This window comes from Pseudohoeflea suaedae, assembly GCF_004354915.1.
Classification (GTDB): domain Bacteria; phylum Pseudomonadota; class Alphaproteobacteria; order Rhizobiales; family Rhizobiaceae; genus Pseudohoeflea; species Pseudohoeflea suaedae.
The window spans coordinates 494187-519817 of record NZ_SMSI01000003.1; the positions used below are offsets into that span (position 1 = coordinate 494187).

A 25631-nucleotide genomic window follows, 5' to 3' on the forward strand; every position below is an offset into this window, starting at 1 on the left:
GGTCTTTGTTGGATGAATGGAGCGACCAGGGAGGAAGCACGAATGCCCGAAGCCTTTATCTGTGACGCGGTCCGCACGCCGATCGGCCGATACGGCGGGGCGCTGTCCGGCGTCCGCGCCGACGATCTGGCCGCCGTTCCGCTGGCCGCGCTCATCGAGCGCAACGGGGCCGTCGACTGGAAGAGCGTGGACGACATCATCCTCGGCTGTGCCAACCAGGCCGGTGAGGACAACCGCAACGTGGCGCGCATGGCGGGGCTGCTGGCCGGCCTGCCGATCGAGGTGCCGGGCACCTCGGTCAACCGCCTTTGCGGCTCGGGCATGGATGCGATCGGGCTTGCGGCCCGCACCATCCGCGCAGGCGATGGCGAACTTCTGCTGGCCGGAGGCGTGGAAAGCATGAGCCGCGCCCCCTTCGTCGTCGCCAAGGCGACTTCGGGATTTTCGCGCAATGCCGAGATGTATGACACGACCATCGGCTGGCGGTTCAAGAACCCCAGGCTCGACAGTGCCTTCGGCACGCACTCCATGCCTGAGACGGCCGACAATGTGGCCGAGGATTACGGCATCAGCCGTGCCGACCAGGACGCCTTCGCCGTCCGCTCGCAGGAGCGGTGGGAGAAGGCGCAGAAAGCTGGTATCTTCGCCGACGAGATCGTCCCGGTCATGATCCCCCAGCGCAAGGGCGACCCGAAGGTGGTGGACACCGACGAACACCCGCGACCCGGCACCACTTCAGAGGATCTTGCCCGGTTGCGCGGCGTCAACGGCCCGGACCTGACTGTTACTGCGGGCAACGCGTCGGGCGTCAACGACGGGGCAGCGGCGGCGATCGTCGCCTCCGAGGCGGCCGCGCAAAGGAACGGATTGACGCCACAGGCCCGTATCGTCGGAATGGCGGCGGCAGGCGTGGCTCCGCGTGTGATGGGCATGGGGCCGCTTCCCGCCACCCTCAAGGTGTTGGAGCGCGCGGGCCTGACGCTCGGCCAGATGGATGTCATCGAGCTCAACGAGGCTTTCGCGGCCCAGGGCCTGGCCGTCCTGCGGGAACTGGGGCTGCCCGACGATGCGCCGCACGTGAACGCCAATGGCGGTGCCATTGCCATGGGCCATCCGCTCGGCATGTCCGGCGCACGGCTCGTGCTGACCGCCGCGCGGCAGTTGCACCGCACAGGTGGCCGCTATGCCCTTTGCACGATGTGCGTGGGCGTGGGCCAGGGGATCGCCATGATCCTCGAGCGGGCATAACCATTCATCCGGAGGAACGAGCATGTACGCACAGTTGGTCAAGTCGGAAGGCATGAAATCTCCTGAGGAGATGAGCCCCGAGGAACGTGCCTTTCAGGAGCGGGTCGACCGCAACGAGAAGATCGAGCCGAAGGAATGGATGCCGGATGGCTATCGCAAGACGCTGATCCGCCAGATCGGACAGCATGCCCATTCGGAAATCGTCGGCCAGCTGCCCGAGGGCAACTGGATCACGCGCGCGCCGACGCTGGAGCGCAAGGCGATCCTGCTGGCCAAGGTGCAGGACGAGGCAGGCCACGGGCTCTACCTCTATTCCGCTGCCGAGACGCTGGGCGTCACCCGCGACGAGCTGACCGAGAAGCTGTTGTCGGGCAACATGAAATATTCCTCGATCTTCAACTACCCCACTCTGACCTGGGCCGACATGGGCGCCGTCGGCTGGCTGGTCGACGGGGCGGCGATCATGAACCAGGTGCCGCTGCAGCGAACCTCCTACGGTCCCTACAGCCGGGCGATGATCCGCATCTGCAAGGAGGAAAGCTTCCACCAGCGGCAGGGCTACGCGATCATGATGAAGATGGCGAAGGGCACGCCCGAGCAGAAGGAAATGGCGCAGGACGCGCTCAACCGCTTCTGGTTCCCCGCATTGATGATGTTCGGTCCGTCCGACAAGGATTCGGTGCATTCCGCGCAGTCGATGGCGTGGAAGATCAAGATGAACACCAATGACGAACTGCGCCAGAAATTCGTCGATGAAACGGTGCCGCAGGCCGAATATCTCGGCCTGACCGTGCCCGACGAAACCCTGTCCTGGAACGAGGAAAAGGGCGGCTATGACTTTGCCGAGCCGGACTGGTCCGAGTTCTTCGAAGTGATCAAGGGAAACGGACCCTGCAACGAGGAGCGCCTCGGTGCGCGTCGCGACGCCTGGGAGAAAGGCGCATGGTTCCGCGAGGGCCTGACGGCCTATGCCGACAAGGCCGCCGCCCGCCGCGCGAATGCGCTCGTAGCCGCCGAGTGAACAGGCAATCGGGAGGATTTTGACATGACCAAGAAAGAATGGCCGCTCTGGGAGGTTTTCATCCGGGGTCAGCACGGATTGAACCACCGTCACGTCGGCAGTTTGCACGCACCGGACGCCGAGATGGCGATCCGCAATGCGCGTGACGTCTACACCCGCCGCAAGGAGGGGGTGTCCATATGGGTGGTGGAGAGCCAGCAGATCACGGCGTCGAGCCCGTCCGAGAAGGGACCGATGTTCGACCCGGCCGAAAGCAAGGTCTATCGCCACCCGACCTTCTACGACATCCCCGATGAAGTGGGGCACATGTGATGCCTTCGCTGCCCGATGCCGCAACGCCCGACGCCGCAGAGCTTGCCAGGCAGGCCGCCGCCCATCAGACACACGATCCGCACCTCGCGAACGTGGATCTTCAGCCGGCGTTCTTCGACTGGCTCTGCCGGATGGGGGACAATGCGCTGATTCTCGGCCATCGCCTTTCGGAATGGTGCGGCCACGGTCCGGTGCTGGAAGAGGATATCGCGCTCGCCAACACCGCGCTCGACCTCATCGGGCACACGCAGATGTGGCTCGGTCTTGCCGCCGAGGTCGAGGATGCGGGACGTAGCGCCGACGATCTGGCCTATCTCCGCGACGCCATGAAGTTCCGCAATCTCAAGCTGGTCGAATTGCCGAACGGCGACATGGGCGTCACGCTGATGCGTGAATTCCTGTTCGACGCCTTCCATTTCGAACTGTTGACCGCGCTGACGCACTCCACCAGTCCACGTGTGGCGGAAATCGCCGCCAAGGCGCTGAAAGAGGTCTCCTATCACCTCGAACGCTCGTCCGACCTCGTCATCCGGCTGGGTGACGGAACGGAGGAAAGCCATGCGCGGATGCAGGCGGCTCTGGAACGCCTGTGGCCCTATACAGGCGAGATGTTTGCCGCCGATGCGGTCGATGACGCCGTCGCCGAAGCCGGGATAGCGCCCGAATTGGCGGCGCTGCTGCCGCGCTGGCAGCAGACGGTGGACGAGGTTTTGGCCGAAGCGACGCTGAGCAAGCCCGAGCAGCGTTTCGACGCGCAGAAGGGCGGCAAGCAGGGACGACACACCGAGCATCTCGGCTTCATCCTGGCGGAGATGCAGTTCCTGCAACGGGCCTATCCGGGCGCGAGCTGGTAGTCCGATGACAACGGTCCTGCCATCGACGGAAGAAGTCTGGGACTGGTTGAGCGAAGTGCCCGACCCCGAGATTCCCGTGGTTTCGGTCACCGATCTCGGCATCGTGCGCGAGGTGCGTTGGGACGAGGGCGCGCTGGTGGTGGCCGTGACGCCGACCTATTCCGGCTGCCCCGCCACGGCCGTCATCGACCTGATGATCGAGAACCACCTGCGGGAAAAGGGTATCGAAAACCTGCGGCTGGAGCGCCGTATATCACCGCCCTGGACAACCGATTGGGTGAGTGCCGCTGGCCGCGAGAAGCTCCGCGCCTACGGTATCGCCCCCCCGGTCGACGGCACCGCCTCGGACGGGATGACGGCGAGCCGCGCGGCGCGCTTGTCTGGCCGGACGAACCTCGTGATTGCCTGCCCGCGCTGCGGCTCGAGCCATACCGAGCGGGTCAGCCAGTTCGGATCCACCCCGTGCAAGGCCAGCTACCGTTGCCGCGACTGCCTGGAGCCCTTCGACTACTTCAAGTGCCATTGAATTCTTCGGTGCCCCGGCGGGCACTGCCGTGATTTTTGCGTCCCTGTCCAGCCCGGAGGAGGTCTGACATGCCCCGTTTCCATCCCCTCGAAGTGACCGACATCCGTCGCGAAACACGCGACGCCGTCGTCGTCACGCTCAGGCCGCGCGAGGACGCCGCGCCGCATTTCAAGTTCACCCAGGGCCAGTATCTGACCTTTCGCCGCGAATTCGATGGGGAAGAGCTGCGGCGCTCCTATTCGATTTGTGCCGGCGTGGACGAGAACTGCCTGAAGGTCGGCATCAAGCGCGTCGACGGCGGCGCTTTTTCCACCTGGGCGAATGAAGAGCTGAAGCCCGGCGACACGCTCGACGCCATGGTGCCGCAGGGCCGCTTCTTCACCCAGATCGATCCGGCAAGCGCCAGGACCTATCTCGGCTTTGCCGGCGGTTCTGGCATCACGCCGGTCCTTTCGATCATCAAGACGACGCTGGCGCAGGAGCCGAACGCCAGCTTCACGCTGGTCTACGCCAACCGGCAGGTCAGTTCGATCATGTTCCGCGAAGAGCTGGAGGACCTGAAGAACACCTATCTCGGCCGCTTCTCGGTGATCCACATCCTCGATGGCGAAGGCCAGGAGATCGATCTCTTCACCGGTCGTATCGACGCCGAGAAGATGGAGATGCTGTTCCGCCTCTGGATCGACGCCGAAAGTGTCGATACCGCCTTCATCTGCGGACCCGAGCCGATGATGCTGACCATCGCTGAAAGCCTGCGCCAGGCGGGTCTGGGCGACGATCAGATCAAGTTCGAACTTTTCGCCTCCTCCCAGCCCGGTCGCGCCAGGAAACGCGTGATTTCGAAACAGGCCGCGGCGGCTGGAAATACCTGCGAGGTATCGGTCACGCTCGATGGTGCGACGCGCAGTTTCCAGATGCCGAAAGACGGCACTGCCGTGCTGGACGCCGCGATCGCGAACAATCTCGACGCGCCCTTCTCGTGCAAGGCGGGGGTCTGTTCGACCTGCCGCGCCAAGGTGCTGGAAGGTGAAGTCGAAATGGAGATCAATCACGCCCTCGAGGATTACGAGGTGCGCGCGGGCTACGTGCTCTCGTGCCAGTGCATTCCGCTCTCAGACAGGTTGGTGCTCAGCTATGACGAATGATCCCGACACGATGGCCATGGGCGACTATCTCGCGCAGGGCGGCAAGTTGACTTCTCCCGAGAACGTGCCGCCGCGCTACCGCGGCGAGCTGCTGCGGCTGATGTCGTCCTTCGTCGACAGCCAGCTGGCCGCCTCGGCGGGGTTCGCCGGCGCGATCAACTGGGCGCCGGGCATCAAGGCGCGGATTGCCGCCAGCCGGATCACCCTGGAGAAAGCCGACCACGCCGAACGGGTCCTGCGCCTGATGGAGGGCTTCGGGACCGACGCGGCCCTTTACGAACGTGCGCATGACTGGTCGGCGCGCGAAAGCCGCGACAGTACGCTCGAGGCCAGGCGTCACGGCGGCGACATGCGGCTGTCGGTCTTTCACTACCCCCTGATCGGCTGGACCGATGCGGCGGTGATGAACGTGCTCATGGGGCTGGCGACGCAGCATGCGGTGGGCGAGCTCACGCGCTGCTCCTACCAGCCTCTCGCCGATGTGCTGCGCGATCTCCTTCCGCGCGAGAAGCGCCACATGGAGCTCGGACTGGAAGGGCTGGAGAGGATAGGGGCGACCGACGAGGCAAAGGCTTCCGTCGCCTACTGGATGCCGCGCGTGGCCGAAACCTTTGGGCCGGCGCAGTCCGACCGTTTCGAAAGGCTCAAGGCCATGGGGCTGCGCCGGGTGGACAACGAAACGCTGCGCGAGGTGTGGCGGACCGAGGCGGAGAGCACGCTCTCCGCGCTCGGACTGAAATGAACGAAAGGGACAGACAGATGCAGGATACGGGACGCACCGCTCGCCGCCTCGAAAGCTATGTGCAGGGCGCCTGGCGCGCCGGGCAGGGCGAAGGCAAGCCGCTTGCCAATGCCGCCACCGGCGAGGTGCATGCCTATATCGGCTCTGACGGTCTCGATTTCGCGGGCGCGCTCGACTGGGGCCGCGAGGTCGGCGGCGCGGCCCTGCGCAGCCATACCGTCCACGAACGTGCATTGATGCTCAAATCCGTCGGCCTGAAGCTGATGGAGATGAAGGACGAGTTTCACGCTGAAAGCCTGGCGACCGGAGCCACGCCGAAAGACGCCTGGCCCGACATCGATGGAGGGATCGGCACGCTGCTGACCTTCGCCTCGCATGCGCGGCGCGAACTGCCGAATGCGAAGGTCATCCCGGAAGGCGCGATCGAGCCGTTGTCGCGTGACGGCAGCTTCGTCGGCCAGCACATCCTCGTGCCCATGCGGGGGATCGCGATCCACATCAATGCCTTCAACTTCCCGGTTTGGGGCATGCTGGAAAAGATTGCCCCCGCGCTGATCGCGGGCATGCCGTGTCTCGTCAAACCCGCGTCGTCCACGGCCTATGTGACCGAGCTGGTCGTGCGCCGAATCATCGAGATGGGAATCCTGCCGGACGGTGCGCTGCAGCTGGTTTGCGGGGGAGTGGGCGACATGCTCAACCACGTCACCGGACAGGATGTCGTGACTTTCACCGGCTCGGCCACGACCGGTCGCAAGCTCAAGTCGCATCCGGCGATCGTCGAGAACTCCGTGCGCTTCACCATGGAAGCGGACAGCCTCAACGCCACGATACTTGGCCCTGACGCCGGACCGGACACGCCGGAGTTCGATCTCTTCATCAGGGAGGTCCATCGCGAGATGACGTCGAAGGCGGGGCAGAAATGCACCGCAATTCGCCGGATCATCGTCCCCAAGGCACTGGAAGACGCCGTCATCGCGGCGCTTTCCGAGCGGCTGGCGAAAACACCTGCGGGCCTGCCGGACAGGCCCGACACCCGTCTGGGCGCGCTGGCTTCCGTGGCTGATCGCGATGGCGTGCGGGAGAAGATCGCAGAGATCGCCCGCGAAGCCGAGATCGTCTTCGGCGATCCGGACAAGGTGGAGGTCGTTTCGGGCGATGCCGAGAAGGGCGCTTTCCTCAACCCCGTCCTCTTGCGCTGTGCCGACCCGATGAACGCGGTCGCCCCGCACGAGGTGGAGGCCTTCGGTCCCGTCGCGACGGTGATGGGCTATGACGGTCTCGACCAGGCCATCGCGCTGACGATGAAGGGCAAGGGCTCGCTCGTCTCCTCCGTCTTCACCAACGACACCGATGTGGCTGCCGAACTGGTGCTGGGCGTCGCGCCCTTCCACGGGCGGGTGATGCTGGGCAATCGCGACAGCGCCAAAAGTTCGACCGGGCACGGATCGCCCCTGGCACCGCTGGTGCATGGCGGGCCCGGCCGCGCGGGCGGCGGCGAGGAGATGGGCGGCATGCGCGGCGTGAAGCATTTCATGATGCGCACCGCCGTTCAGGGCACGCCGCGTCTGCTTTCATCGGTAACGGGCAACTGGGTGCCCGGTGCGCCGGCGGAGCATGGCACGCATCCTTTCCGCAAGTCACTGGCAGAGCTTCGCATCGGTGACCAGTTGATCACCGAAAGCCGGCTGATCACCGAAGAGGACGTGGAGCATTTCGCCCATTTCACCGGCGATACGTTCTACGCCCACATGAACAGCGCGGCGGCCAAGGCGAACCCCTTTTTCGAGGATCGTGTGGCGCATGGCTATCTGATCGCCTCCTTCGCGGCAGGGCTCTTCGTTCAGCCCGATCCGGGGCCGGTTCTGGCCAATTACGGCGTCGACAATCTGCGGTTTCTCACGCCGGTCTATTTCGGCGACAGCCTTCGGGTGCAGCTGACCTGCAAGCAGATCAACCCGCGCGAGGGAACGGTTTACGGAGAGGTGCGCTGGGATTGCCGGGTCACCAACCAGAAGGACGAGGTCGTCGCTCAATATGACGTGCTGACGATGGTGGCCAAAAGCTGGCCGCTGCCGGAAGAGGACTGAGCCCGGCACCATGGACCTGGAACCGGTGGCGCGGATCGCTGCGCCATCGGTCGTCTTGGGCGCCGATTCCATCTATCTGTCCGGTTCGTGCGGGGAGATTGCAGCAATCGGCGAACGGGGTCGTTGCCGGGCACGTGGGGCTAGCGGACGCCTTTGACCCCTTCGAGGATCAGCGTCGTGGCAAGGCGCGCATAGTCTTCGCGGCTGATCTTTCCGCCATCGCGAAACCACATATAGACCCAGTTCATCATTCCGAAGAGCGACATCGTCACCGGCATCAGGAGCGGCCGTTCCGGCTTGTCCAGTTGCGGATGCATCCGGCCGAGGACGCTGGAGAAATGCTTGACGATCCGGCGTTCGATCTTGGTGATATCCGCTTTCTGCTCGTCGGAAAGCGCCGGGCCCGCGTTGAGCTGGACCTTGTGCTGGTCGTCAGCGCCCTTGTAGGCGTCGAGCACGGTCATCACCAGAAGCTCGAGCTGGTCGCGCAGCGGCAGCGCCTCATCCTTGGCGCCTGCGAGTGCCGCGTCGACCTCCTCGAGATGGCCCCTGATGATCGCGAAGATCAGTGCGTCTTTCGACGGGTAGTAGTGATAGAGGAGCGATTTCGAGACGTTTGCCTCCAGCGCGATCTGGGACATGGAGGCCTTCTCCATGCCTTGCGTCGCGAAGACATTCGCGGCCGTCAGAAGCAGGCTGTGCTGTTTCTCCTCGAAGTCGCTTGCGCGCGTTCTGGCCATTGGTACGATCGCTCCTTCTCTGTCCGCCGGCAGGAATGCTGATCTCTCACTATTCGCCGGACGAAGCTTATGCCACCTGAGGGGCGCCTACTTCGGCCGGTTGTCCACCACGCGTTTGGCCTTTCCCTCGGATCGGGCGACAGTTTCGGGATCGTGCACCTCTATCCTGGTCGAAACCCCGACCACGGATTTGATGTGGTGGGAAAGTTCCTTCGCGGAAGCGGCGCGGGCATCGGTATCGCTGCGGGCGGGCGTGCATTCCACATGCACGGTCATGACGTCCATGCGATCCTTGCGCGACAGTTCGATCTGGAAGTGCGGGGCGAGCCCCTCGCATTTCAGGATCTGTTCCTCGATCTGGGTGGGGAAGACATTGACGCCGCGCAGGATGATCATGTCGTCGCTGCGGCCGGTGATCTTCTCGATGCGCCGCATGGAGCGGGCGGTGCCGGGCAGGATGCGGGTCAGGTCGCGGGTGCGGTAGCGCACCATCGGCAACCCTTCCTTGGTCAGGGTGGTGAACACCAGCTCCCCCATTTCGCCGTCGGGCAACACGTCGCCCGTCGCGGGGTCTATGATCTCGGGGTAGAAGTGATCTTCCCAGACGTGCAGGCCGTCCTTTGTCTCGACGCATTCCTGCGCGACGCCCGGGCCCATCACCTCGGACAGGCCGTAAATATCGACCGCGTGCATGTCGAAGGCCTGCTCGATCTCTTCGCGCATGGCGTTGGTCCAGGGTTCGGCCCCGAAGATGCCGACCTTCAGCGAGCTCTGCCGCGGGTCGAGCCCCTTGCGGTGGAATTCATCGAGGATCGACAGCATGTAGGATGGCGTCACCATGATGATCTGCGGGCGGAAGTCTTCCATCAGGGTCACCTGACGCTCCGTCATGCCGCCCGAGATCGGTACGACCGTGCAGCCGAGGCGCTCGGCGCCGTAATGCGCGCCAAGTCCTCCGGTGAAAAGGCCGTAGCCGTAGGCGACATGGCAGATGTCGCCCTTGCGTCCGCCCGAGGCGCGGATCGACCGGGCCATGCAGTCGGCCCAGGTGTCGATGTCGCGTTGCGTGTAGCCGACAACGGTGGGCTTGCCGGTGGTGCCGGACGAGCCGTGGATGCGCACCAGTTCCTCACGCGGGACGGCGAACATGCCGAAGGGGTAGGTGTCGCGCAGGTCCTGCTTCAGGGTGAAGGGAAATTTGGCGAGATCCGCGAGCGTCCTGAAATCGTCGGGATGCGCGCCATGTGCGTCGAACTGCTTCCGGTAGAATGCCGAATTCTCGTAGGCGTGGCGCAGCGACCAGGCCATGCGCTTTTCCTGCAGCGCAGAAATTTCGTCGCGGCTGGCGATTTCGATCGGATCGAGAATGTCCCTTGCGGGTGTCAGGTCTGTCATGGGGTCTCCTCCCTTCGCGGTCAGCCGTCCGAGCGGGTCGTGGACAACAGCGGCGTGCCGAGCATTCGTGAATGCCCTCGGAATTCTGCGATAACGGCCCCGTCCTCGCGGGCGATCGTCACGTCGTAAATGCCGGATCGGCCCTTGCGCGATACCTCGCGCGCAGTGGCCGTGAGCTTGTCTCCGAGCGTGCCCGGAATGATGTAGGTGACCGAGCAGTGCTGCGCGACGGTCACGGAATCATAGGTGTTGCATGCAAAGGCGAAGGCGCTGTCGGCCAGGGTGAAGAGATATCCGCCATGCGCATTGCCGTGACCGTTCGTCATGGCCTCGGTAAGCTCCATCTCCAGGGTCGCCTCGCCAGGTGCGATATGCCGCAGAACCATGCCGAGACGCTGCGAGGCGCTGTCGGAGTTCCACATCTGTTGCGCACAGGCCTCCGCGAGTTCCTGGGCGTTCATCGCTTCCTTGTCTTTCATCGGTCAGCTCCCGCGAAAATTGGGTGAGCGCTTTTCCAGGAAGGCCGCCACGCCCTCGGCGTAGTCGTCGGAGAAGCCCGCCTCGCGCTGAAGGTCGCGCTCACGGTCGAGATGCGTGTCGAGATCGGTGCCGGCGGCTTCCTGAATGAGCCGCTTGGTCAGCCCCAGCCCGACGGTCGGTCCGGCGGCGAGCTTGGCCGCCAGTGCCTCGGCTTCCGTCATCAGGGCGTCGTCCTCGATCGCCTTCCAGATCAAGCCCCAGTCGGCGGCGGTCTCGGCCATCAGCGGTTCGGCCGTCAGGGCGAGCGCCTTGGCGCGCGGCTCGCCGAGGATGCGTGCGAGAGACCAGCTGCCGCCTGCATCGGGGATCAGTCCGATCTTCGAGAAGGCCTGGATGAACTTCGCCGACCTCGCCGCCAGCACGATGTCGCAGGCAAAGGCGATGTTCGCTCCCGCTCCGGCAGCCACGCCGTTGACGGCGCACACGACAGGCTTGTCCAGCTTTCGGATCAGCCGCAGCAAAGGATTGTAGAATGTCTCTATCGTGTGGCCGAGGTCGGGTTTCGGCCCGCCCTTGCGCGGATCGCGGTCACCGAGGTCCTGGCCGGCGCAGAAGCCGCGTCCGGCGCCCGTCAGCAATACGGCGCGAATGGCCGGGTCATCGTGGGCGCGCTGCACTTCCGCCCGCAGGGCGAGGTGCATCTCCTCGTTGAACGAGTTCAGCTTTTCCGGGCGGTTCAGCGTGAGTTTCAAGACGCCGGAGTTCTGCTCCGAAAGAATGGTCTGCGATGCCGTCATGTAATCCTCCCGGACCCTCTCCAAGAGGTCCTCGAAAAATAATCTTGCATATACCGACCGGACGGTCAATGATAGCAATCAAGCTTTGGGAGGAGCAATGACTGATTTCTTCGACCGACATCGCAACATGCTCGAAGACGCCCTGACGGCGTTGGAAACGCGCGCGTTCTGGACGCCCTTTCCCGAAATTCCGAGCGGCAAGATCTACGGTGAAACCGCAAGAGATGACGGCGAGACGGCCTGGCAGAACCTGCTGGGCACGCCCTTCGGCCTGCCCGGTCACCCCGAGGTAGGGCGTGTCGGGGCGGAGGTATCTCCCTGGGGGCCGGAACTCAACATCTCCTATCCTGCCTGCGATCCCGCCATGATTATCGAAACCGCCGGGACGGCGCTGGTGCCGTTCGCGGAGGCCGGTGTCGAGCAGCGCATCGGCGCATTGCTGGAAGCCCTGGTGCGGCTCAACAGGATGAGCTTCCTGATCGGCCATGCGACCATGCACACCACCGGCCAGGCCTTCGCCATGGCGTTCCAGGCCGGCGGGCCGCACGCGCAGGACCGCGGGCTCGAGGCCGTGGCCACGGCCTATGCCGAGCTGACCCGAAGTGCCCGCCATGCCGTGTGGGAGAAGCCGCAGGGAAAGCATGCGCCGCTGGTCATCGAGAAGCACTGGGCTCTGATGCCGCGCGGCATTGCCCTGACTGTGGGCTGCAACACGTTCCCGGCGTGGAACGGCTATCCGGGGATATTCGCCAGCCTGGCGACCGGCAATCCGGTGATCGTCAAGCCGCATCCGCGCGCGATCCTGCCTCTGGCCCTGACCGTTCGCGTGCTGCGCGAGGTTTTCGCCGAGGCGGGCCTGCCGCGCGACGCGGTGCTGCTGGCCGCCGATGCGCCCGGCGCCGAAATCACCAGGGCGCTGGTGACGGATACGAGGATCGCGCTGGTCGACTATACGGGTTCGACCGCCTTTGCCGACTGGATCCGCGCCAACAGCCGCGCGCTGATCTTCACCGAAGAAGCCGGGGTGAACTCGGTCACGATCACCGGTACCGACAATTTTTCCGGCATGTGCGCGAACCTCGCTTTTTCGCTGTCGCTCTATTCGGGGCAGATGTGTACCTCGCCGCAGAACATCTATGTTCCAAAGGACGGGATTGAAACCGACGAGGGGCACAAGAGCTTCGATGAGGTGGCGCTTGGTATCAAATCGGCGATCGATGCGCTGCTGTCGGACGCCGACCGCGCTGCGGGGGTCTGCGGCACCATCGTCAATCCGGCAACGCTCGAGCGCATCGCGGCGGCGCGTGCGGCAGGTGAGGTCATTCGCGAAAGCGCGGGTACGGGGCATGGCCGCAGCGCCACTCCGCTGCTGGTGAAGGTTGCTGCCGGGGAGGGGATGCAGGACGCCGAATGCTTTGGCCCCGTGTCTTTCCTGGTGCCCTGCGACAATGCCGAGGATGCGATCGCCCGCGCCTCGGCAATAGCCAGGGAGAAGGGCGCGATCACCGCGGCCCTCTACGCCATCGAGGACGCGACCGTTGAGCGCGCCGCGAAGGCCTTTGCGCAGGCCGGTGTGAACCTGTCGGTGAACCTGACCGGCAATATCTACGTCAACCAGTCCGCGGCATTCTCCGATTTCCACGTCACCGGGGCGAACCCCGCGGGCAATGCCAGCCTGACCGACACCGCCTTCGTCGCGTCGCGCTTTCGACGCGTGATGATCCGCAGGCCGAAAGCGGCCTGACGGCGAAATGCAATCGACAGTCAACACTCTGGGAGGAATTACGATGCTGACCAAGACCACAACCGCACTTGTCACGCTTGCCGCGCTCGGCGCGCTGAGCGGTGCCGCGCAGGCCGAGATCCGTCTCGGCGTGAGCGTTTCGGCCACCGGACCGGCCGCCTTTCTCGGCGACCCCGAGGCCAAGACCATCGAGATGCTGGTGGAGCAACTCAACGAGAAGGGCGGCATCAACGGCGAGAAGGTCGCCCTGACGCTTTATGACGACGGTGGCGATCCGAACAAGGCGCGCACCTTCGCCACGCGTCTCATCGAAGACGACGAGGTCGTGGCGATCATCGGCGGCTCGACCACCGGCACCACCATGTCGATCCTGTCGGTGGCGGAAGGGGAGGGCATTCCCTTCATCTCGCTCGCCGGGGCGATCTCGATCATCGACCCGGTGCGCGAATATGTCTTCAAGACCCCGCACACCGACCGGATGGCATGCGAGAAGATCTTCACCGACATGCAGGCACAGGGCATCAGCAAGGTCGGCATGATCTCGGGCACCGATGGCTTCGGCGCCTCGATGCAGGCGCAGTGCAAGGAAGTCGCCGGCGACTACGGGGTCGAGATCGTGGCCGACGAGACCTACGGGCCGCAGGATGCCGACATGACCCCGCAGCTCACCCGCATCCGCAACACCGATGGCGTACAGGCGGTGCTGAACCCCGGCTTCGGCCAGGGTCCCGCGATCGTGACGCGCAACGTGGCGCAGCTCGGCTTCGACGTGCCGCTGTACCAGAGCCACGGCGTTGCTTCGAACGCCTTCATCGAACTTGCGGGCGCGGATTCCGCCGAGGGGCTGCGGTTGCCGGGCACGGCGCTGCTGATCGCGGACAGCCTGTCCGAGGACGATCCCCAATACGAGGTGGTCACCAGCTACACCAAGGCCTTCAAGGCGGCATACAACCAGGAGGTCTCGACCTTCGGCGGCTATGCGCATGACGCTTTCGCGCTGATGGCAGACGCCATCTCGCGCGCCGACGACGCGGAGGACCCGGAGGCGATCCGCGACGCGCTCGAGAAAACCAGCGGTTTCGTCGGCACCACCGGCACCTACAGCTTCTCGCCCGAGGACCATCTCGGCCTCGATCTCAGCGCATTCCGCATGCTCGAAGTCAAGGATGGCGGCTGGCAGCCGGTGGAGTAACACCGATAGAGTGACCGATGCCGGCTCCGGGGGCATGCCTCCGGAGCCATCTTGCCAACCCGAACAGCTCCGGGAGCCCCGATGGACGCCCTGCTACAGTTCCTTTTCTCCGGTCTGACCGTGGGTGCTGTTTACGCGCTCGTGGCGCTGGGATTCACCATCATCTACAACGCCTCGGACGTGGTGAACTTTGCCCAGGGCGAGTTCGTCATGCTGGGCGGGATGATCACCGTCTTCGCCTTTGACGCCGGAGTGCCGCTGCCGCTGGCAGCCGTGGTCGCGATCCTCGTGACCGCCGCGATCGGGGTGGCGCTGAACAAGCTGGCCATCGAGCCCGCACGTGGCGCACCGGTGGTGTCGCTGATCATCATCACGATCGGGGCCTCGATCCTGATCCGCGGGGCAACGCAGCTGGTGTTCGACAAGCAGCTGCACCGGTTTCCGGCCTTCTCGGGTGACGATCCCATCCGGGTCCTGGGGGCGACGATCCTGCCCCAAAGCCTCTGGGTGATCGGCGGCGCGCTGGCGGTATTCGTCGGGCTGTGGGTGTTCTTCACACGCACGCTGACCGGCAAGGCGGTGCTGGCCACTGCGAACAACCGGATCGCAGCCCAGCTGGTTGGCATAAATACCGGCTGGATCATGACGCTGTCCTTCGGCCTGTCGGCCGCAATCGGCGCGTTCGCGGGCGTTCTGGTCACGCCGATCACGCTGGTCAGTTACGACGTGGGCGTGGCGCTTGCGCTGAAGGGTTTTGCCGCGGCGATGCTCGGCGGCATGGGCAATCCCAAGGGCGCTCTCGTCGGCGGGCTGCTGCTTGGCTGCCTGGAAGCGATGACTGCGGGTTACGTCAGTTCCCAGTACAAGGAGGCCGTCGCCTTCATCGTCATTCTCGCGGTGCTCTTCGTCATGCCCCGTGGGCTCTTCGGCGCCAAGACCACGGAGCGCGTATGATGGCTGGTCGCGGAAAATGGATATCGCTCGCCGTGCTGGCATTGCTGATCGGACTGCTGCCGCTGGTCTTTCCCTCGGGGTATTACTTCCGCGTCGGAGCCCTGATCTTCGTCAACGCGCTTTCGGTGATCGGGCTGGTGATCCTGATCGGCTATGCCGGGCAGATCAGCCTCGGGCATGCGGGTTTTGCCGGGATCGGCGCCTATGCCTGCGCGCTGGCGCCAGAACATCTCGGCCTGCATCCACTGCTGTCGCTGGTTCTGGGGGCAGGGATATCGGCTGCGATGGCGGCGCTGATCGGCAAGCCGATCCTGCGGCTCAAGGGCTATTATCTTGCCGTGGCCACACTCGGCTTCGGCATTCTCGTTTCCATGATCCTGACCAACGAGCGGGCGCTGACCGGCGGTCCCGACGGGATGAACGTTGCCGATCCGGGGTTGCGCAGCCTGCTGCGCGACATGGGCTGGCGGCTGTCGGGCGGCGAATTCTGGTATGGCATCAGCGGTCTGGTGCTTCTGGTCGGGGCCTGGCTGGCGCTCAACCTCTTCGACAGCCCCTCGGGCCGTGCGATGCGGGCGCTGCACGGCTCGGAGGTCGCAGCCGCCACGGTGGGCGTCGATGTCGCCCGGCAGAAGCTGCGCGCCTTCGTGATATCGGCGGTCTACGCCTCGGTCGCCGGGTCGTTGCTGGCGCTGCAGAACGGCTATATCACACCGGATGTCGCGGGCTTTCTCCACTCCGTCGAGATGGTGACGATGGCGGTGCTCGGAGGTGTCGGGTCGGTGCTCGGGGCTACCCTCGGCGCTGCGATCCTGACGCTGCTTCCGCAGGTGCTGACCGTTTTCGCCGAATACGAGCAGCTGGTTCTCGGTCTCGTCATGGTGCTGGTGATGATCTTCCTGCCGCAGGGGCTGCTGCCCTCGATCGCGCGGCGGCTGAAAGGGAGGGACGCATGAGCCTTCTGCAAGTCTCGGGCCTTGGCATCAGCTTCGGCGGGGTGAAGGCGGTCGAAGATGTGAGCTTTGCAGTCGCCCCCGGCGAGATCGTTTCGGTCATCGGGCCGAACGGGGCCGGGAAGACCACGCTCTTCAACATGATCTCCGGCATCTACCTGCCCGGCCGCGGGTCCGTTTCCCTGGACGGAACCGATGTGACGGGCGTCCCGCCCCACCGGCTGGCCGAGATGGGATTGTCGCGCACGTTCCAGAACCTGCAGATCTTTCAGGAGATGACGGTGCTCGACAACGTGCTGGCCGGTTATCATCTCTCCGAGCGCGGTTCGGTCTGGGCCGACCTTCTGTCCTTGCCAGGCATGCGCCGCCGCGCCGCCCGGGCTCGCGCCGGCGCGCATCAACTTCTGAAGCGGGTGCGGCTCGACGACAAGGCCGATCAGATCGCTGGCAACCTCAGCTACGGCGCGCTCAAGCGGCTCGAAATCGCGCGTGCGCTGGCCCTGGAGCCGCGGATCCTGCTGCTCGACGAACCGGCGGCGGGGTGCAACGCCGTCGAGACCGAGGAGATCGACCATCTGATTGCCGAGCTCTCGGCCTCGGGCATCGCGATATTGCTGGTCGAGCACGACATGAAGCTGGTGATGCGTATTTCGAACCATATCGTGGTGCTTGACCACGGCGAGAAAATCGCCGAGGGCGAGCCCTCCACCGTGTCGCGCGATCCTGCCGTGATCGCGGCCTATCTCGGCACCCAGGAAGAGGAGCAGGCCGATGCTGACGGTTGAGGGGCTGCGCTCGCGCTACGGGCGGATCGAGGTGTTGCACGGGCTGGACCTGAAGGTCAGCCAGGGCGAGATCGTGACCGTGGTCGGCGCCAATGGCGCGGGCAAGACGACGCTGCTGAAATGCCTGTCTGGCACACAGCCCGCAAGCGACGGCACCATCGTCTTTCGTGGCCAAAGCCTGACCGCGGTCCCGTCCCACAAGCGGCTGAAGCTGGGGCTTGCACAGTCTCCGGAGGGGCGGCAGATCTTCACGAATCTCTCGGTCGAGGAGAACCTGCGCCTGGGCGCGTTCCTCTTCGCCGATGATCAGGTCGATCGCGACATGGCCGACGCCTTCGCCATGTTCCCGATCCTGAAGGAAAAACGCAATCTGGCAGCCGGCGGGCTGTCGGGCGGCCAGCAGCAGATGCTGGCCATCGCGCGGGCGCTGATGGGCCGTCCGCACTGCCTGCTGCTGGACGAGCCCTCGATGGGGCTGGCGCCCTTGCTGGTGGCGCAGATTTTCGATGTCGTGAAATCGCTCAAGGCGCGCGACGTCACCGTTCTGCTGGTCGAACAGAATGCCTTCGGCGCGCTCAAGATCGCCGACCGCGGCTATGTGATGGAAACAGGGCGGATTACCATCAGCGGGCCCGCCGCCGACCTCATCGCCGATCCACGGATCCGAGAAGCTTACCTGGGACTTTGAGACATGACACTTCTGAGCCTGCGCCGCGATAACGAGATCGCCGTCGTTACCCTGGACAATCCGCCGGTCAATGCGATCTCCGGGGAGGTGCGCAAGGGGCTGGTCGATCTTGCCGATCAGTTGGATGCAGACCCATCCGTGCGCGCAGTGGTGCTGATCTGCGCCGGTCGCACCTTCATCGCGGGCGCCGATGTGCGCGAGTTCGGCAAGGTGCCGGTTCCGCCGCACCTGCCGGACGTCGTGGACCGGATCGAGGCGGCGAAGAAGCCCTGGGTCGCTGCAATTCATGGAACGGCTCTCGGCGGCGGGTTGGAGATCGCAATGGGCTGCCGGTTCCGCGTGGCAGTGGGGAGTGCCAGGGTTGGTCTGCCGGAAGTCAATCTCGGCATCATCCCCGGCGCCTCCGGGACCGTGCGTACGCCTCGGCTTGCAGGCGTCGAAACGGCCGTCGAGATGGTGACCGGCGGCAAGCCGCTGTCCGCAGCGGAGGCACTGGATGCGGGGCTGCTGGATCTCGTGGTCGGCGCCGACCTCGAAGCCGCGGCGATCGCCTTTGTCCGTCAGGCGCTGACTGCGGAGCTGCCGCAGCCGGTTTCTGCCCGCGCGCTGGAGCCCGTGTCCGAGGCGTTCTGGCAGGCAGCGCGCAAGACCGCCGCCAAGGCCGGCCATCAGGCGCCGCTGCGGGCGCTCGAGTGCATCCGTTTCGCGACCGAGAACGACTTCGCCGCGTCGATGGCGCAGGAGCGGCAAACCTTTCTCGACCTTCGCGGCTCGGACGAGGCCGCGGCCCTGCGCTATGTCTTCTTCGCCGAGCGCGCGGCGCCGAAGCCTGCCGCGGTGAAAGGAACCGAGCCGCGCGCCTTCGCCACCATCGGCGTTGTCGGCGGCGGCACGATGGGTGCGGGCATCGCCGCTGCCTGCCGCGAGGCGGGGATGAAGATCATCCTGATCGAACGGAATGCCGAAGCCGTCGCGCGGGGACTGGAGAACATCGACAGGATCTTTGCTGGCGGGGTCAAGCGCGGCAAGCTTAGCGAGGAGGGCCGGGCCGACCGGATGGCAGGGGTGCGCGGCAGTTCCGACTATGGCGATCTGGCAGCCGCCGACCTGGTCATCGAAGCCGTCTTCGAGGATCTCGCGGTCAAGCGCAGCGTCTTCGCCGAACTCGACCGTGTCTGCAGGCCCGATGCGATCCTTGCGACCAATACCTCCTATATCGACCCCCGCCTGATCGCCGAGGGCCTGTCCAATCCCGACCGCTTCATCGGGCTGCATTTCTTCAGTCCTGCCCACATCATGAAGCTGCTGGAAATCGTGCCGGCCCCCGATACCGCGCCGGACGTTCTGGCAACAGGTTTCGCGCTCGGACGGGCGCTGAAGAAAATTCCCGTTCAGGCCGGGATCTGCGAAGGCTTCATCGGCAACCGGATCCTCAAGCGCTATCGCGCCGAGGCCGAGGGCCTTGTGACGCAAGGCGTGCCAATTGCCGAAGTGGATGCCGCAATGCGCGATTACGGCTTCAAGATGGGGCCGTTCGAGGCGCAGGATCTCGGTGGTCTGGATATCGCCTTCCTGCAGCGCGAAGGGGCTCGTGCCGCCGGACAGATAGTGGCTGAAACGCTCGGCGACATTCTTGTACATGCCGGGCGCAAGGGGCAGAAAGCCGGTGCCGGCTGGTACGACTACGCCGAGGGAGACCGGACGCCGCTTCCATCGGACAAGGTGGCCGCGCTTCTGGGGAGCCGCATATCGGACAATCCCTCTCGGCCCTCATCCCGCGCGGATATCGCGCGGCATCTTGTGGGAACCATGAATGCCGAAGGGCAGGCGATCCTGTCCGAAGGCATCGCGACATGTGCCGAGGACATCGATCTGGTCGAAATCCACGGCTACGGTTTTCCCCGCTGGAAGGGTGGGCCGATGTTTGCTTTCCGGGCAACGGGAGATTCAGCGGAGTAGGGGGCGCGAAGTAACGCGTCGTAGATTCCAAATCACCCTCAACAGCTTTCAGGCAGCGCCGTTTGCCTGTTTCGCAGTCTGGTGAATGGCTTCACTCCGGATCGGGCAGCCTATCCGGCGATCCTGATCTCACCGGACATATCTGCAAGAGGAACGGGGACGAGCGTGCACCCCAAACCCTCGCCGCCGATCCCAGCGCCGGTGTGTGCGTCGAACATTGCGCCATGGGCGCTGCACATCAGCTTCGTGCCGTCCGCCGACAGCACCTGCGCACTTCGGTAATCGAGAGGCAGGTACTGATGCGGGCACATGTTGACGTAGCCCCTTATCTCCCCGCCGATACGCACGAGCAGCAGGGGAAAGTCCCCCGCTGCCGTATTGATCGTCATCGTAACCGCGCCCTGGACATCGGCCGCCTTGGCGACAACGGTCCCCGCCGCGGGGGAGGTCGAGAGGTCACTCCACTTCATTCGGCGGCATCGGCCTTGAGAACGCCGCGGCGTACCTGATCTTCCTCGATCGATTCGAAGAGCGCCCGGAAATTGCCTTCGCCAAATCCGTCGTCGCCCTTGCGCTGAATGAATTCGAAGAAAATCGGCCCGATCACCGTCTTGGAGAAAATCTGAAGCAGCACGCGGGTTTGACCGCCGCCGACGACACCTTCGCCGTCTATCAGGATGCCGCGCTTCTGCATCCGGTCGATGGGTTCCTCGTGCCCCTTCACGCGGGCGCGGCTCATCTCGTAATAGGTCGCGGGCGGGCCAGGCATGAATTCCAGGCCCGCATCGGCGATCCGATCGGTGCCGCCATAGATATCGTTGGTCGCAATGGCGATGTGCTGGATGCCTTCGCCCTTGTATTCGCGCAGATATTCCTCGATCTGGCTGTTGTCGTCAGCGCTTTCGTTGATCGGAATGCGGATCTTCCCGTCAGGCGAGGTCAATGCGCGGCTGGTCAGGCCGGTCTGCTTGCCCTTGATGTCGAAATATTTGATTTCCTTGAAGTTGAAAGTTTCCGCATAGAACTTGTACCAGGTGTTCATGTTGCCGCGGACGACGTTGTGGGTCAGGTGGTCGAGGTAATAGAACCCGAACCCTTCGGGCCGTGGATCGGCTTCGCCGAACCAGGCATAGTCCGCATCGAACGCGCTGCCTTCATCGCCGTACTTGTCGATGAAATACAGCAGTGATCCGCCGATGCCGTAAACGGCCGGAGCCTCGATCGCCTTGCCGTCGCCGGTATATTCCTCGGCCCCGAGCTCAACCGCGCGCTTCAGCGCATGCCGGGCGTCGACGACGCGCCAGCCCATCGCAGGGGCGCAGGGGCCATGCTCTTCGACGAATTTCGCGGCATGACCGGTCTTGTCGGCATTCAGCAGATAGGTGATGTCGCCCTGGCGATAGAGCGTGATGTCCTTCGACTTGTGCTTGGCCACAGGGCTGAAGCCCATCTGGCGGAAGAGCTTGTCCAGTTTCTCCGGTTCGCGGTGGGCGAACTCGACAAACGAGAAGCCGTCGGTGCCGGCCGGGTTGCTGTCGGAAATTTCGGCTTTCGGGGCGTCGTGCGGGAAAGGGCCCATGTCAGTCTCCTCCTTCAATGGTTGACAGGAGTGTAGGCCGGGCGGCGTGCGCAGAGCGTGTATATTGATCCTTCACCTTCTCATCATATGCGTGAAACTTGCGATTAATCATCTGAAATGCATAATAAATGCATATCGGCGCCAAGTCGCGCACGGAGCAGGCGAAGAAGGAGGGGTATATGACGCTTGACGGTTTTGACATCGCGATCCTTCGAGCTCTCCAGCAGGATGGGGCGATGACCAACGCGACGCTGTCGGAACGGGTCAATCTCTCCGCCTCGCAATGCTCTCGCCGCCGTGCCGCGCTGGAAGCCGCGTCGCTGATTGCGGGCTATTCGGCCCGCCTCGATGCCGCGAAGCTGGGCTTCGGCTTCCGTGCGATCGTAAGGGTGAACCTTCGCAGTCACGGCGGGGGCAGCGAAAGCGGCTTTGCCAAGTTTATCGCGCGTTGCTCCGAAGTGCGTGCGGCCTTTTCCGTTTCGGGAGATGCCGACTATATTTTCGATGTTCGCACGCCGGATCTGGGAAGCTTTGCGGCTTTCATCCACGAGCAGCTGCTGCCACACGAACTGGTGGCACAGGTCCGTTCCGAGATCGTTCTCAAGACGTTGAAGGACGAGCCGGGGGTCGATCTTTCACGGCTTCCGGCGCCGCAGCGCTGAAAGCCGGATGGGTGGCGCAGGCCGCCTCGATCCGTGTGAGCTTCGGCATGTCGTCCAGGGGCACGCTCCAGCGGGCGGCGTTGTAGAGTTGCGGCGCAATGCAGATATCGGCCAGCGTCGGGGTCTCGCCCATCGCAAAGCCGTCGCCTTCGGGAAGCAGCGCTTCGCAGGCCGACAGCCCGCGGTGGATGAAATGCTGCATCCACTCGGTCCGGACGGGCTCTGCCTCTCCGGCGATCCCCATGACCCGTGCCACCACCGAGGGATTGCAGACCGGGTGAGTGTCCATCGCGACGATGTGGGCGATCCGGCGGATCTGTGCCCGTCGCACAGCATCGCCGGGCAGCAGGCCGAGGCCGCGCGTCTCGTCGAGATATTCGACGATGGCCAGCGACTGGCTCAGACGCTGGCCATCGATGTCGAGCACAGGCACGAAGCCTTGCGGGTTGCGGGCAATATGGTCGTCGCCGCGCTGTTCGCCGCTGAGCAGGTCGACGGGAACCGACCTGTAGGCGATGCCCGCCAGATTGAGGGCGATGCGCACGCGGTAAGCGGCGGTGGATCGCCAGTAGTCCCAGATCACGACGTCCATTTCTCAGATCCTTGCCGGCAGGATCGTGCCGGTGCACCGTCCGAACCCGATGCGGTAGCCGTCGCCCTGGGCGTGACCGGCAAGGGTCAGCGTATCGCCATCCTCGATGAAGGTCCGTTGCTCTCCACCCGGCAGGCTGATGGGGTTCTTGCCGCCCCAGGTCATCTCCAGCAGAGAGCCGTAGCTGTCGGGTGTCGGACCGGAGATCGTGCCGGATCCGAGGAGGTCGCCGGTGCGCATCGCGCAGCCCGACGAGGCGTGATGCGTCAGCTGCTGGGCCGCCGAATAATAGAGCTCGCGCATATTCGTGCGACTGACGACATGGCCGTTCATCTCGACCGACAGGTGCAGGTCGTAATTGCCGGGGAAGTCTTCGCTGAGATAGGGCAGCAATTCCTTCTCACGCGGCGGCGTATCCACCGCGAAGGGGGCAAGGGCGGCGCGGGTGACGATCCAGGGGCTTATCGAAGTGGCGAAGGCCTTGGCCTGGAAGGGGCCAAGCGGCTGGTATTCCCAGGCCTGCAGATCGCGCGCCGACCAGTCGTTCAACAGGACATAGCCGAAGATCATGTCCTGCGCCTGGGCCGTCGTGATCGGCTCGCCCATTTTCGAGGGTGTGCCGACGATGGCACCCATCTCGAGCTCGATGTCCAGCCGCCTGCTGGGGCCGAAGCTCGGGACATCCGCATCGGGCGCCCTGGTCTGGCCGTTCGGGCGGCGAATGTCCGTACCGGACACCACCACGGTCGAAGCGCGCCCGTTGTAACCGATGGGGATGTGAAGCCAGTTGGGCGGCAGCGCGTTCTCGGGCCCCCGGAACATCGTGCCGACATTCGTGGCGTGGCTCTTGCTCGCGTAAAAGTCGGTATATTCCGCAACCGTGATCGGCAGGTGAAGGGTCGCGCTATCCATCGGGTGCAGCATGTCGGCCAGCGTTTCCCTCCCCGCAGCGCCTTCCGACAAAAGATCGGTCAGGGTTCGGCGAAAGGCGGCCCATGTCGCGGGACCTGCCGCCATGAGCGGGTTCCACGCCCCTTGCCCAAGCAGGCCGCCGGTTCCAGTCAGACCGGCCGCCTCGGCGGCCTGGACGTCGAGGATCATGTCGCCGATCGCCACTCCGCAACGCGGTGCCGTGCCGCTTGTCGAGAAGACGCCATAGGGCAGGTTGTTCAGCGGAAAATCGGTTTCGGGGCTATTGGCCGATTCGACCCAGCTTTTGAGATATCCCATCATTTCACTCCCGGCGTGCCGTCGAATTTTCTTTCAAGACCATCCCAGCAGTCGACATAGTCGTCCTGCAAGGGGGCCTCCCTTGCGGCAAATTCGGTCAGGTGCTGGGGAAAGCGCGTCTCGAACATGAAGGACATCGTGTTTTCCAGCTTTTCCGGTTTGAGATCGGCGTTGGAGGCCTTCTCGAAGGCCTCGCGATCCGGGCCGTGGGGCAGCATGCAGTTGTGAAGGCTCATGCCGCCGGGCACGAAGCCCTGGGGCTTCGCGTCGTACTGCCCGTGGATATTGCCCATCAGCTCGGACATGACGTTCTTGTGGTACCAGGGCGGGCGGAAGGTGTTCTCCATGGTCATCCAGCGGTCGCGGAAGAGGACGAAGTCGATATTTGCGGTTCCCTCGACGCCCGACGGTGCGGTCAGGACGGTGAAGATCGACGGGTCCGGATGATCGAAGAGGATCGCGCCGACGGGGCAATAGGTGCGAAGGTCGTACTTCACCGGCGCGTAATTGCCGTGCCAGGCGACGACGTCCAGCGGGCTGTGGCCGATCTTGCACTCGTGGAACTGGCCGCACCATTTGATCGTGAGCGTGGAGGGCGCGTCGCGATCCTCAAAGGCGGCAACCGGCGTCTTGAAGTCGCGCTTGTTGGCCATGCAGTTGGCACCGATAGGACCACGGCCCGGCAATTGGAACTTCTGGCCGTAATTCTCGCAAACGAACCCGCGTGCCGGGCCTTCCAGGACCTCGACGCGGTAGACGAGGCCGCGCGGGATGATTGCGATTTCCTGCGGTGCGAGATCGATGATGCCGAGTTCCGTCGCAAACCGCAGCTTTCCCTCCTGCGGGACGATCAGGAGTTCGCTGTCCGCGGAGTAGAAATAGGCATCGCGCATTGACTGAGTCACGAGGTAGATATGCGCGGCCATGCCGGTCTGGGTGTTGACGTCGCCCGCTGTCGTCATCGTGCGCATGCCCGTCAGCCAGGTGAGGGCGGCGTCACCGTGCGGCACCGGATCCCAGCGATACTGGCCGAGGCTGGTCACGTCGTCGATCACATGGGGCGCGCTTTTCCAGTAGGGCAGATCGATGCGGGAAAACCTGCCCTGATGGCGCACGGACGGCCGGATGCGATAGCACCAGGTGCGTTCGTTCTGGTGGCCGGGCGCGGTGAAGGCCGTGCCCGACAGCTGTTCGCCATAGAGGCCGTAATTCACCTTTTGCGGACTGTTCATCCCCTGCGGCAGGGCGCCCGGCAGCGCTTCGGTTTCGAAATCATTCCCGAAACCCGGCATGTATCGAAGCGCGGCAGGGGCGTGGCTTGCTTCACTCATCATGTTTCCTCCGTCAATTCTTGACTACCGGGGTATTTGTTGCATTTGTAACTAACAACCTTTTTCTGGGAGGAGCCGCGATGGCTGATCATCCGGATTTCCGTCTGAACGATTTCATTCCCTACCTGCTCAGCCAGGCCGCCGAGGCGATCGGCCAGCAGTTCGCGGCGATCTACAGGGACCGGTATGGAATGCTGAATACCGAGTGGCGGGTTCTGGCGCATCTGGGCGAGGCCGGCGGGCTGACCGCCAAGCAGATCGGCGCCCAGGCGCGGGTACACAAGACCAAAGTCAGCAGGGCCGTCGTGGCGTTGGAAAGGAAGAGGTTCGTTGCACGGACGACGTCGGACACCGACCGGCGCAGCGCGACGCTGGAGCTGACGAAGACGGGGCGTAAGGTCTATGAGGATCTCGCCGTCATCGCCAGGGAGTACGACCGGCAGCTGGCCCACAGTCTGGGCCAGAAAGGCCGCGAAGACCTTGTCACCCAGCTCCGCCAACTTTCATCGCGCCGGACCTAGGGGGCCTGCCGCTCGCCCTGAGCGGTCTTTGCAGTGAAGAAAGTCGATACTGAATTTGTGGAGAACGAGCCGACACGTGTATCATGAATCAGCG

At 64.3% G+C, this 25631-nt stretch carries 26 protein-coding genes; 17 read left to right on the plus strand and 9 right to left on the minus strand.

The annotated features are described in order from the left end of the window. Positions 1-42 precede the first annotated feature (42 nt). From pcaF to paaZ, 8 genes are all read left to right on the plus strand, one after another. The gene (pcaF, locus tag E2A64_RS15905) at positions 43-1248 is read left to right on the plus strand and encodes a 3-oxoadipyl-CoA thiolase (protein WP_133285469.1); all 1206 of its coding nucleotides are present in this window, start codon (positions 43-45) and stop codon (positions 1246-1248) included. A 22-nt stretch (positions 1249-1270) separates the two neighbouring features. Continuing rightward, positions 1271-2269, plus strand: coding sequence for a 1,2-phenylacetyl-CoA epoxidase subunit PaaA (gene paaA, locus E2A64_RS15910; protein WP_133285470.1), 999 nt, complete (start codon positions 1271-1273; stop codon positions 2267-2269). A 24-nt stretch (positions 2270-2293) separates the two neighbouring features. Next, the gene (gene paaB, locus E2A64_RS15915; RefSeq protein WP_133285471.1) at positions 2294-2581 is read left to right on the plus strand and encodes a 1,2-phenylacetyl-CoA epoxidase subunit PaaB; all 288 of its coding nucleotides are present in this window, start codon (positions 2294-2296) and stop codon (positions 2579-2581) included. Further along, entirely contained in the window at positions 2581-3435 is an 855-nt protein-coding gene (gene paaC, locus E2A64_RS15920) for a 1,2-phenylacetyl-CoA epoxidase subunit PaaC (RefSeq protein WP_133285472.1), read from the plus strand. Before paaB ends, paaC begins: the two co-directional genes overlap by 1 nt. 4 nt (positions 3436-3439) lie before the next feature. Then, complete coding sequence (paaD, locus tag E2A64_RS15925) at positions 3440-3961, plus strand: 1,2-phenylacetyl-CoA epoxidase subunit PaaD (RefSeq protein ID WP_133285473.1); 522 nt, start codon at positions 3440-3442, stop codon at positions 3959-3961. 68 nt (positions 3962-4029) lie between these two features. Continuing rightward, positions 4030-5106: a 1,2-phenylacetyl-CoA epoxidase subunit PaaE gene (gene paaE, locus E2A64_RS15930; protein ID WP_133285474.1), complete on the plus strand. Its 1077-nt coding sequence runs from the start codon at positions 4030-4032 to the stop codon at positions 5104-5106. Next, positions 5096-5848, plus strand: a complete 753-nt coding sequence (locus tag E2A64_RS15935; RefSeq protein ID WP_133285475.1) for a Phenylacetic acid catabolic protein — start codon at positions 5096-5098, stop codon at positions 5846-5848. The genes paaE and E2A64_RS15935 overlap by 11 nt, the downstream gene beginning before the upstream one ends. Positions 5849-5865: 17 nt before the next feature. Continuing rightward, complete coding sequence (gene paaZ / locus E2A64_RS15940) at positions 5866-7935, plus strand: phenylacetic acid degradation bifunctional protein PaaZ (protein WP_133285476.1); 2070 nt, start codon at positions 5866-5868, stop codon at positions 7933-7935. 140 nt (positions 7936-8075) lie between these two features. Here paaZ and E2A64_RS15945 read toward each other — a convergent pair whose 3' ends face one another. The 4 genes from E2A64_RS15945 to paaG all read right to left on the minus strand — a co-directional run bounded on the left by E2A64_RS15945 (position 8076) and on the right by paaG (position 11347). Then, complete coding sequence (locus E2A64_RS15945; RefSeq protein ID WP_133285477.1) at positions 8076-8675, minus strand: TetR/AcrR family transcriptional regulator; 600 nt, start codon at positions 8673-8675, stop codon at positions 8076-8078. An 87-nt stretch (positions 8676-8762) separates the two neighbouring features. Beyond that, a complete protein-coding gene (gene paaK / locus E2A64_RS15950; protein ID WP_133285478.1) occupies positions 8763-10070 on the minus strand; it encodes a phenylacetate--CoA ligase PaaK in 1308 nt (435 codons plus the stop codon). 20 nt (positions 10071-10090) lie between these two features. Continuing rightward, positions 10091-10549, minus strand: a complete 459-nt coding sequence (paaI, locus tag E2A64_RS15955; protein WP_206662462.1) for a hydroxyphenylacetyl-CoA thioesterase PaaI — start codon at positions 10547-10549, stop codon at positions 10091-10093. Positions 10550-10552: 3 nt separating this feature from the next. After that, on the minus strand, positions 10553-11347 hold the full coding sequence (paaG, locus tag E2A64_RS15960) for a 2-(1,2-epoxy-1,2-dihydrophenyl)acetyl-CoA isomerase PaaG (protein ID WP_133285479.1): 795 nt from the start codon (positions 11345-11347) through the stop codon (positions 10553-10555). Positions 11348-11444: 97 nt separating this feature from the next. Here paaG and paaN point away from each other — a divergent pair, with 97 nt between their 5' ends. From paaN to E2A64_RS15995, 7 genes are all read left to right on the plus strand, one after another. Beyond that, complete coding sequence (paaN, locus tag E2A64_RS15965) at positions 11445-13091, plus strand: phenylacetic acid degradation protein PaaN (protein WP_133285480.1); 1647 nt, start codon at positions 11445-11447, stop codon at positions 13089-13091. A gap of 43 nt (positions 13092-13134) precedes the next feature. Beyond that, on the plus strand, positions 13135-14283 hold the full coding sequence (locus E2A64_RS15970; protein WP_133285481.1) for an ABC transporter substrate-binding protein: 1149 nt from the start codon (positions 13135-13137) through the stop codon (positions 14281-14283). A gap of 81 nt (positions 14284-14364) precedes the next feature. Continuing rightward, complete coding sequence (locus E2A64_RS15975) at positions 14365-15237, plus strand: branched-chain amino acid ABC transporter permease (RefSeq protein ID WP_133285482.1); 873 nt, start codon at positions 14365-14367, stop codon at positions 15235-15237. Next, a complete protein-coding gene (locus tag E2A64_RS15980; RefSeq protein ID WP_133285540.1) occupies positions 15237-16193 on the plus strand; it encodes a branched-chain amino acid ABC transporter permease in 957 nt (318 codons plus the stop codon). Before E2A64_RS15975 ends, E2A64_RS15980 begins: the two co-directional genes overlap by 1 nt. Continuing rightward, positions 16190-16975 (plus strand): ABC transporter ATP-binding protein, encoded by a 786-nt coding sequence (locus tag E2A64_RS15985; RefSeq protein ID WP_133285483.1) that lies wholly within the window; start codon positions 16190-16192, stop codon positions 16973-16975. Before E2A64_RS15980 ends, E2A64_RS15985 begins: the two co-directional genes overlap by 4 nt. Next, positions 16962-17663 carry an ABC transporter ATP-binding protein gene (locus E2A64_RS15990; RefSeq protein ID WP_133285484.1) on the plus strand — a complete coding sequence of 234 codons (702 nt, stop codon included), beginning with the start codon at positions 16962-16964 and terminating at the stop codon, positions 17661-17663. Before E2A64_RS15985 ends, E2A64_RS15990 begins: the two co-directional genes overlap by 14 nt. Before the next feature lie 3 nt (positions 17664-17666). After that, entirely contained in the window at positions 17667-19622 is a 1956-nt protein-coding gene (locus E2A64_RS15995) for a 3-hydroxyacyl-CoA dehydrogenase NAD-binding domain-containing protein (RefSeq protein ID WP_133285485.1), read from the plus strand. A 110-nt stretch (positions 19623-19732) separates the two neighbouring features. Here E2A64_RS15995 and E2A64_RS16000 read toward each other — a convergent pair whose 3' ends face one another. Together E2A64_RS16000 and hppD are read right to left on the minus strand one after the other, a co-directional pair. After that, positions 19733-20092 (minus strand): Rieske (2Fe-2S) protein, encoded by a 360-nt coding sequence (locus E2A64_RS16000; protein ID WP_133285486.1) that lies wholly within the window; start codon positions 20090-20092, stop codon positions 19733-19735. Next, positions 20089-21201 carry a 4-hydroxyphenylpyruvate dioxygenase gene (hppD, locus tag E2A64_RS16005; RefSeq protein ID WP_133285487.1) on the minus strand — a complete coding sequence of 371 codons (1113 nt, stop codon included), beginning with the start codon at positions 21199-21201 and terminating at the stop codon, positions 20089-20091. The genes E2A64_RS16000 and hppD overlap by 4 nt, the downstream gene beginning before the upstream one ends. Before the next feature lie 179 nt (positions 21202-21380). Between hppD and E2A64_RS16010 the strand changes: the two genes are divergently transcribed. After that, positions 21381-21863: an Lrp/AsnC family transcriptional regulator gene (locus E2A64_RS16010; RefSeq protein ID WP_133285488.1), complete on the plus strand. Its 483-nt coding sequence runs from the start codon at positions 21381-21383 to the stop codon at positions 21861-21863. Here E2A64_RS16010 and maiA read toward each other — a convergent pair. The 3 genes from maiA to hmgA are packed head-to-tail and all read right to left on the minus strand — an operon-like array spanning position 21802 to position 25016. Next, complete coding sequence (maiA, locus tag E2A64_RS16015) at positions 21802-22455, minus strand: maleylacetoacetate isomerase (protein ID WP_133285489.1); 654 nt, start codon at positions 22453-22455, stop codon at positions 21802-21804. The genes E2A64_RS16010 and maiA overlap by 62 nt on opposite strands. 3 nt (positions 22456-22458) lie before the next feature. Beyond that, positions 22459-23685 carry a fumarylacetoacetase gene (gene fahA, locus E2A64_RS16020; RefSeq protein ID WP_133285490.1) on the minus strand — a complete coding sequence of 409 codons (1227 nt, stop codon included), beginning with the start codon at positions 23683-23685 and terminating at the stop codon, positions 22459-22461. Further along, a complete protein-coding gene (gene hmgA / locus E2A64_RS16025; RefSeq protein ID WP_244598325.1) occupies positions 23685-25016 on the minus strand; it encodes a homogentisate 1,2-dioxygenase in 1332 nt (443 codons plus the stop codon). Before hmgA ends, fahA begins: the two co-directional genes overlap by 1 nt. A gap of 80 nt (positions 25017-25096) precedes the next feature. Between hmgA and E2A64_RS16030 the strand changes: the two genes are divergently transcribed. Next, the gene (locus tag E2A64_RS16030) at positions 25097-25537 is read left to right on the plus strand and encodes a MarR family winged helix-turn-helix transcriptional regulator (protein ID WP_133285492.1); all 441 of its coding nucleotides are present in this window, start codon (positions 25097-25099) and stop codon (positions 25535-25537) included. The last annotated feature ends 94 nt before the right edge of the window (positions 25538-25631 follow it).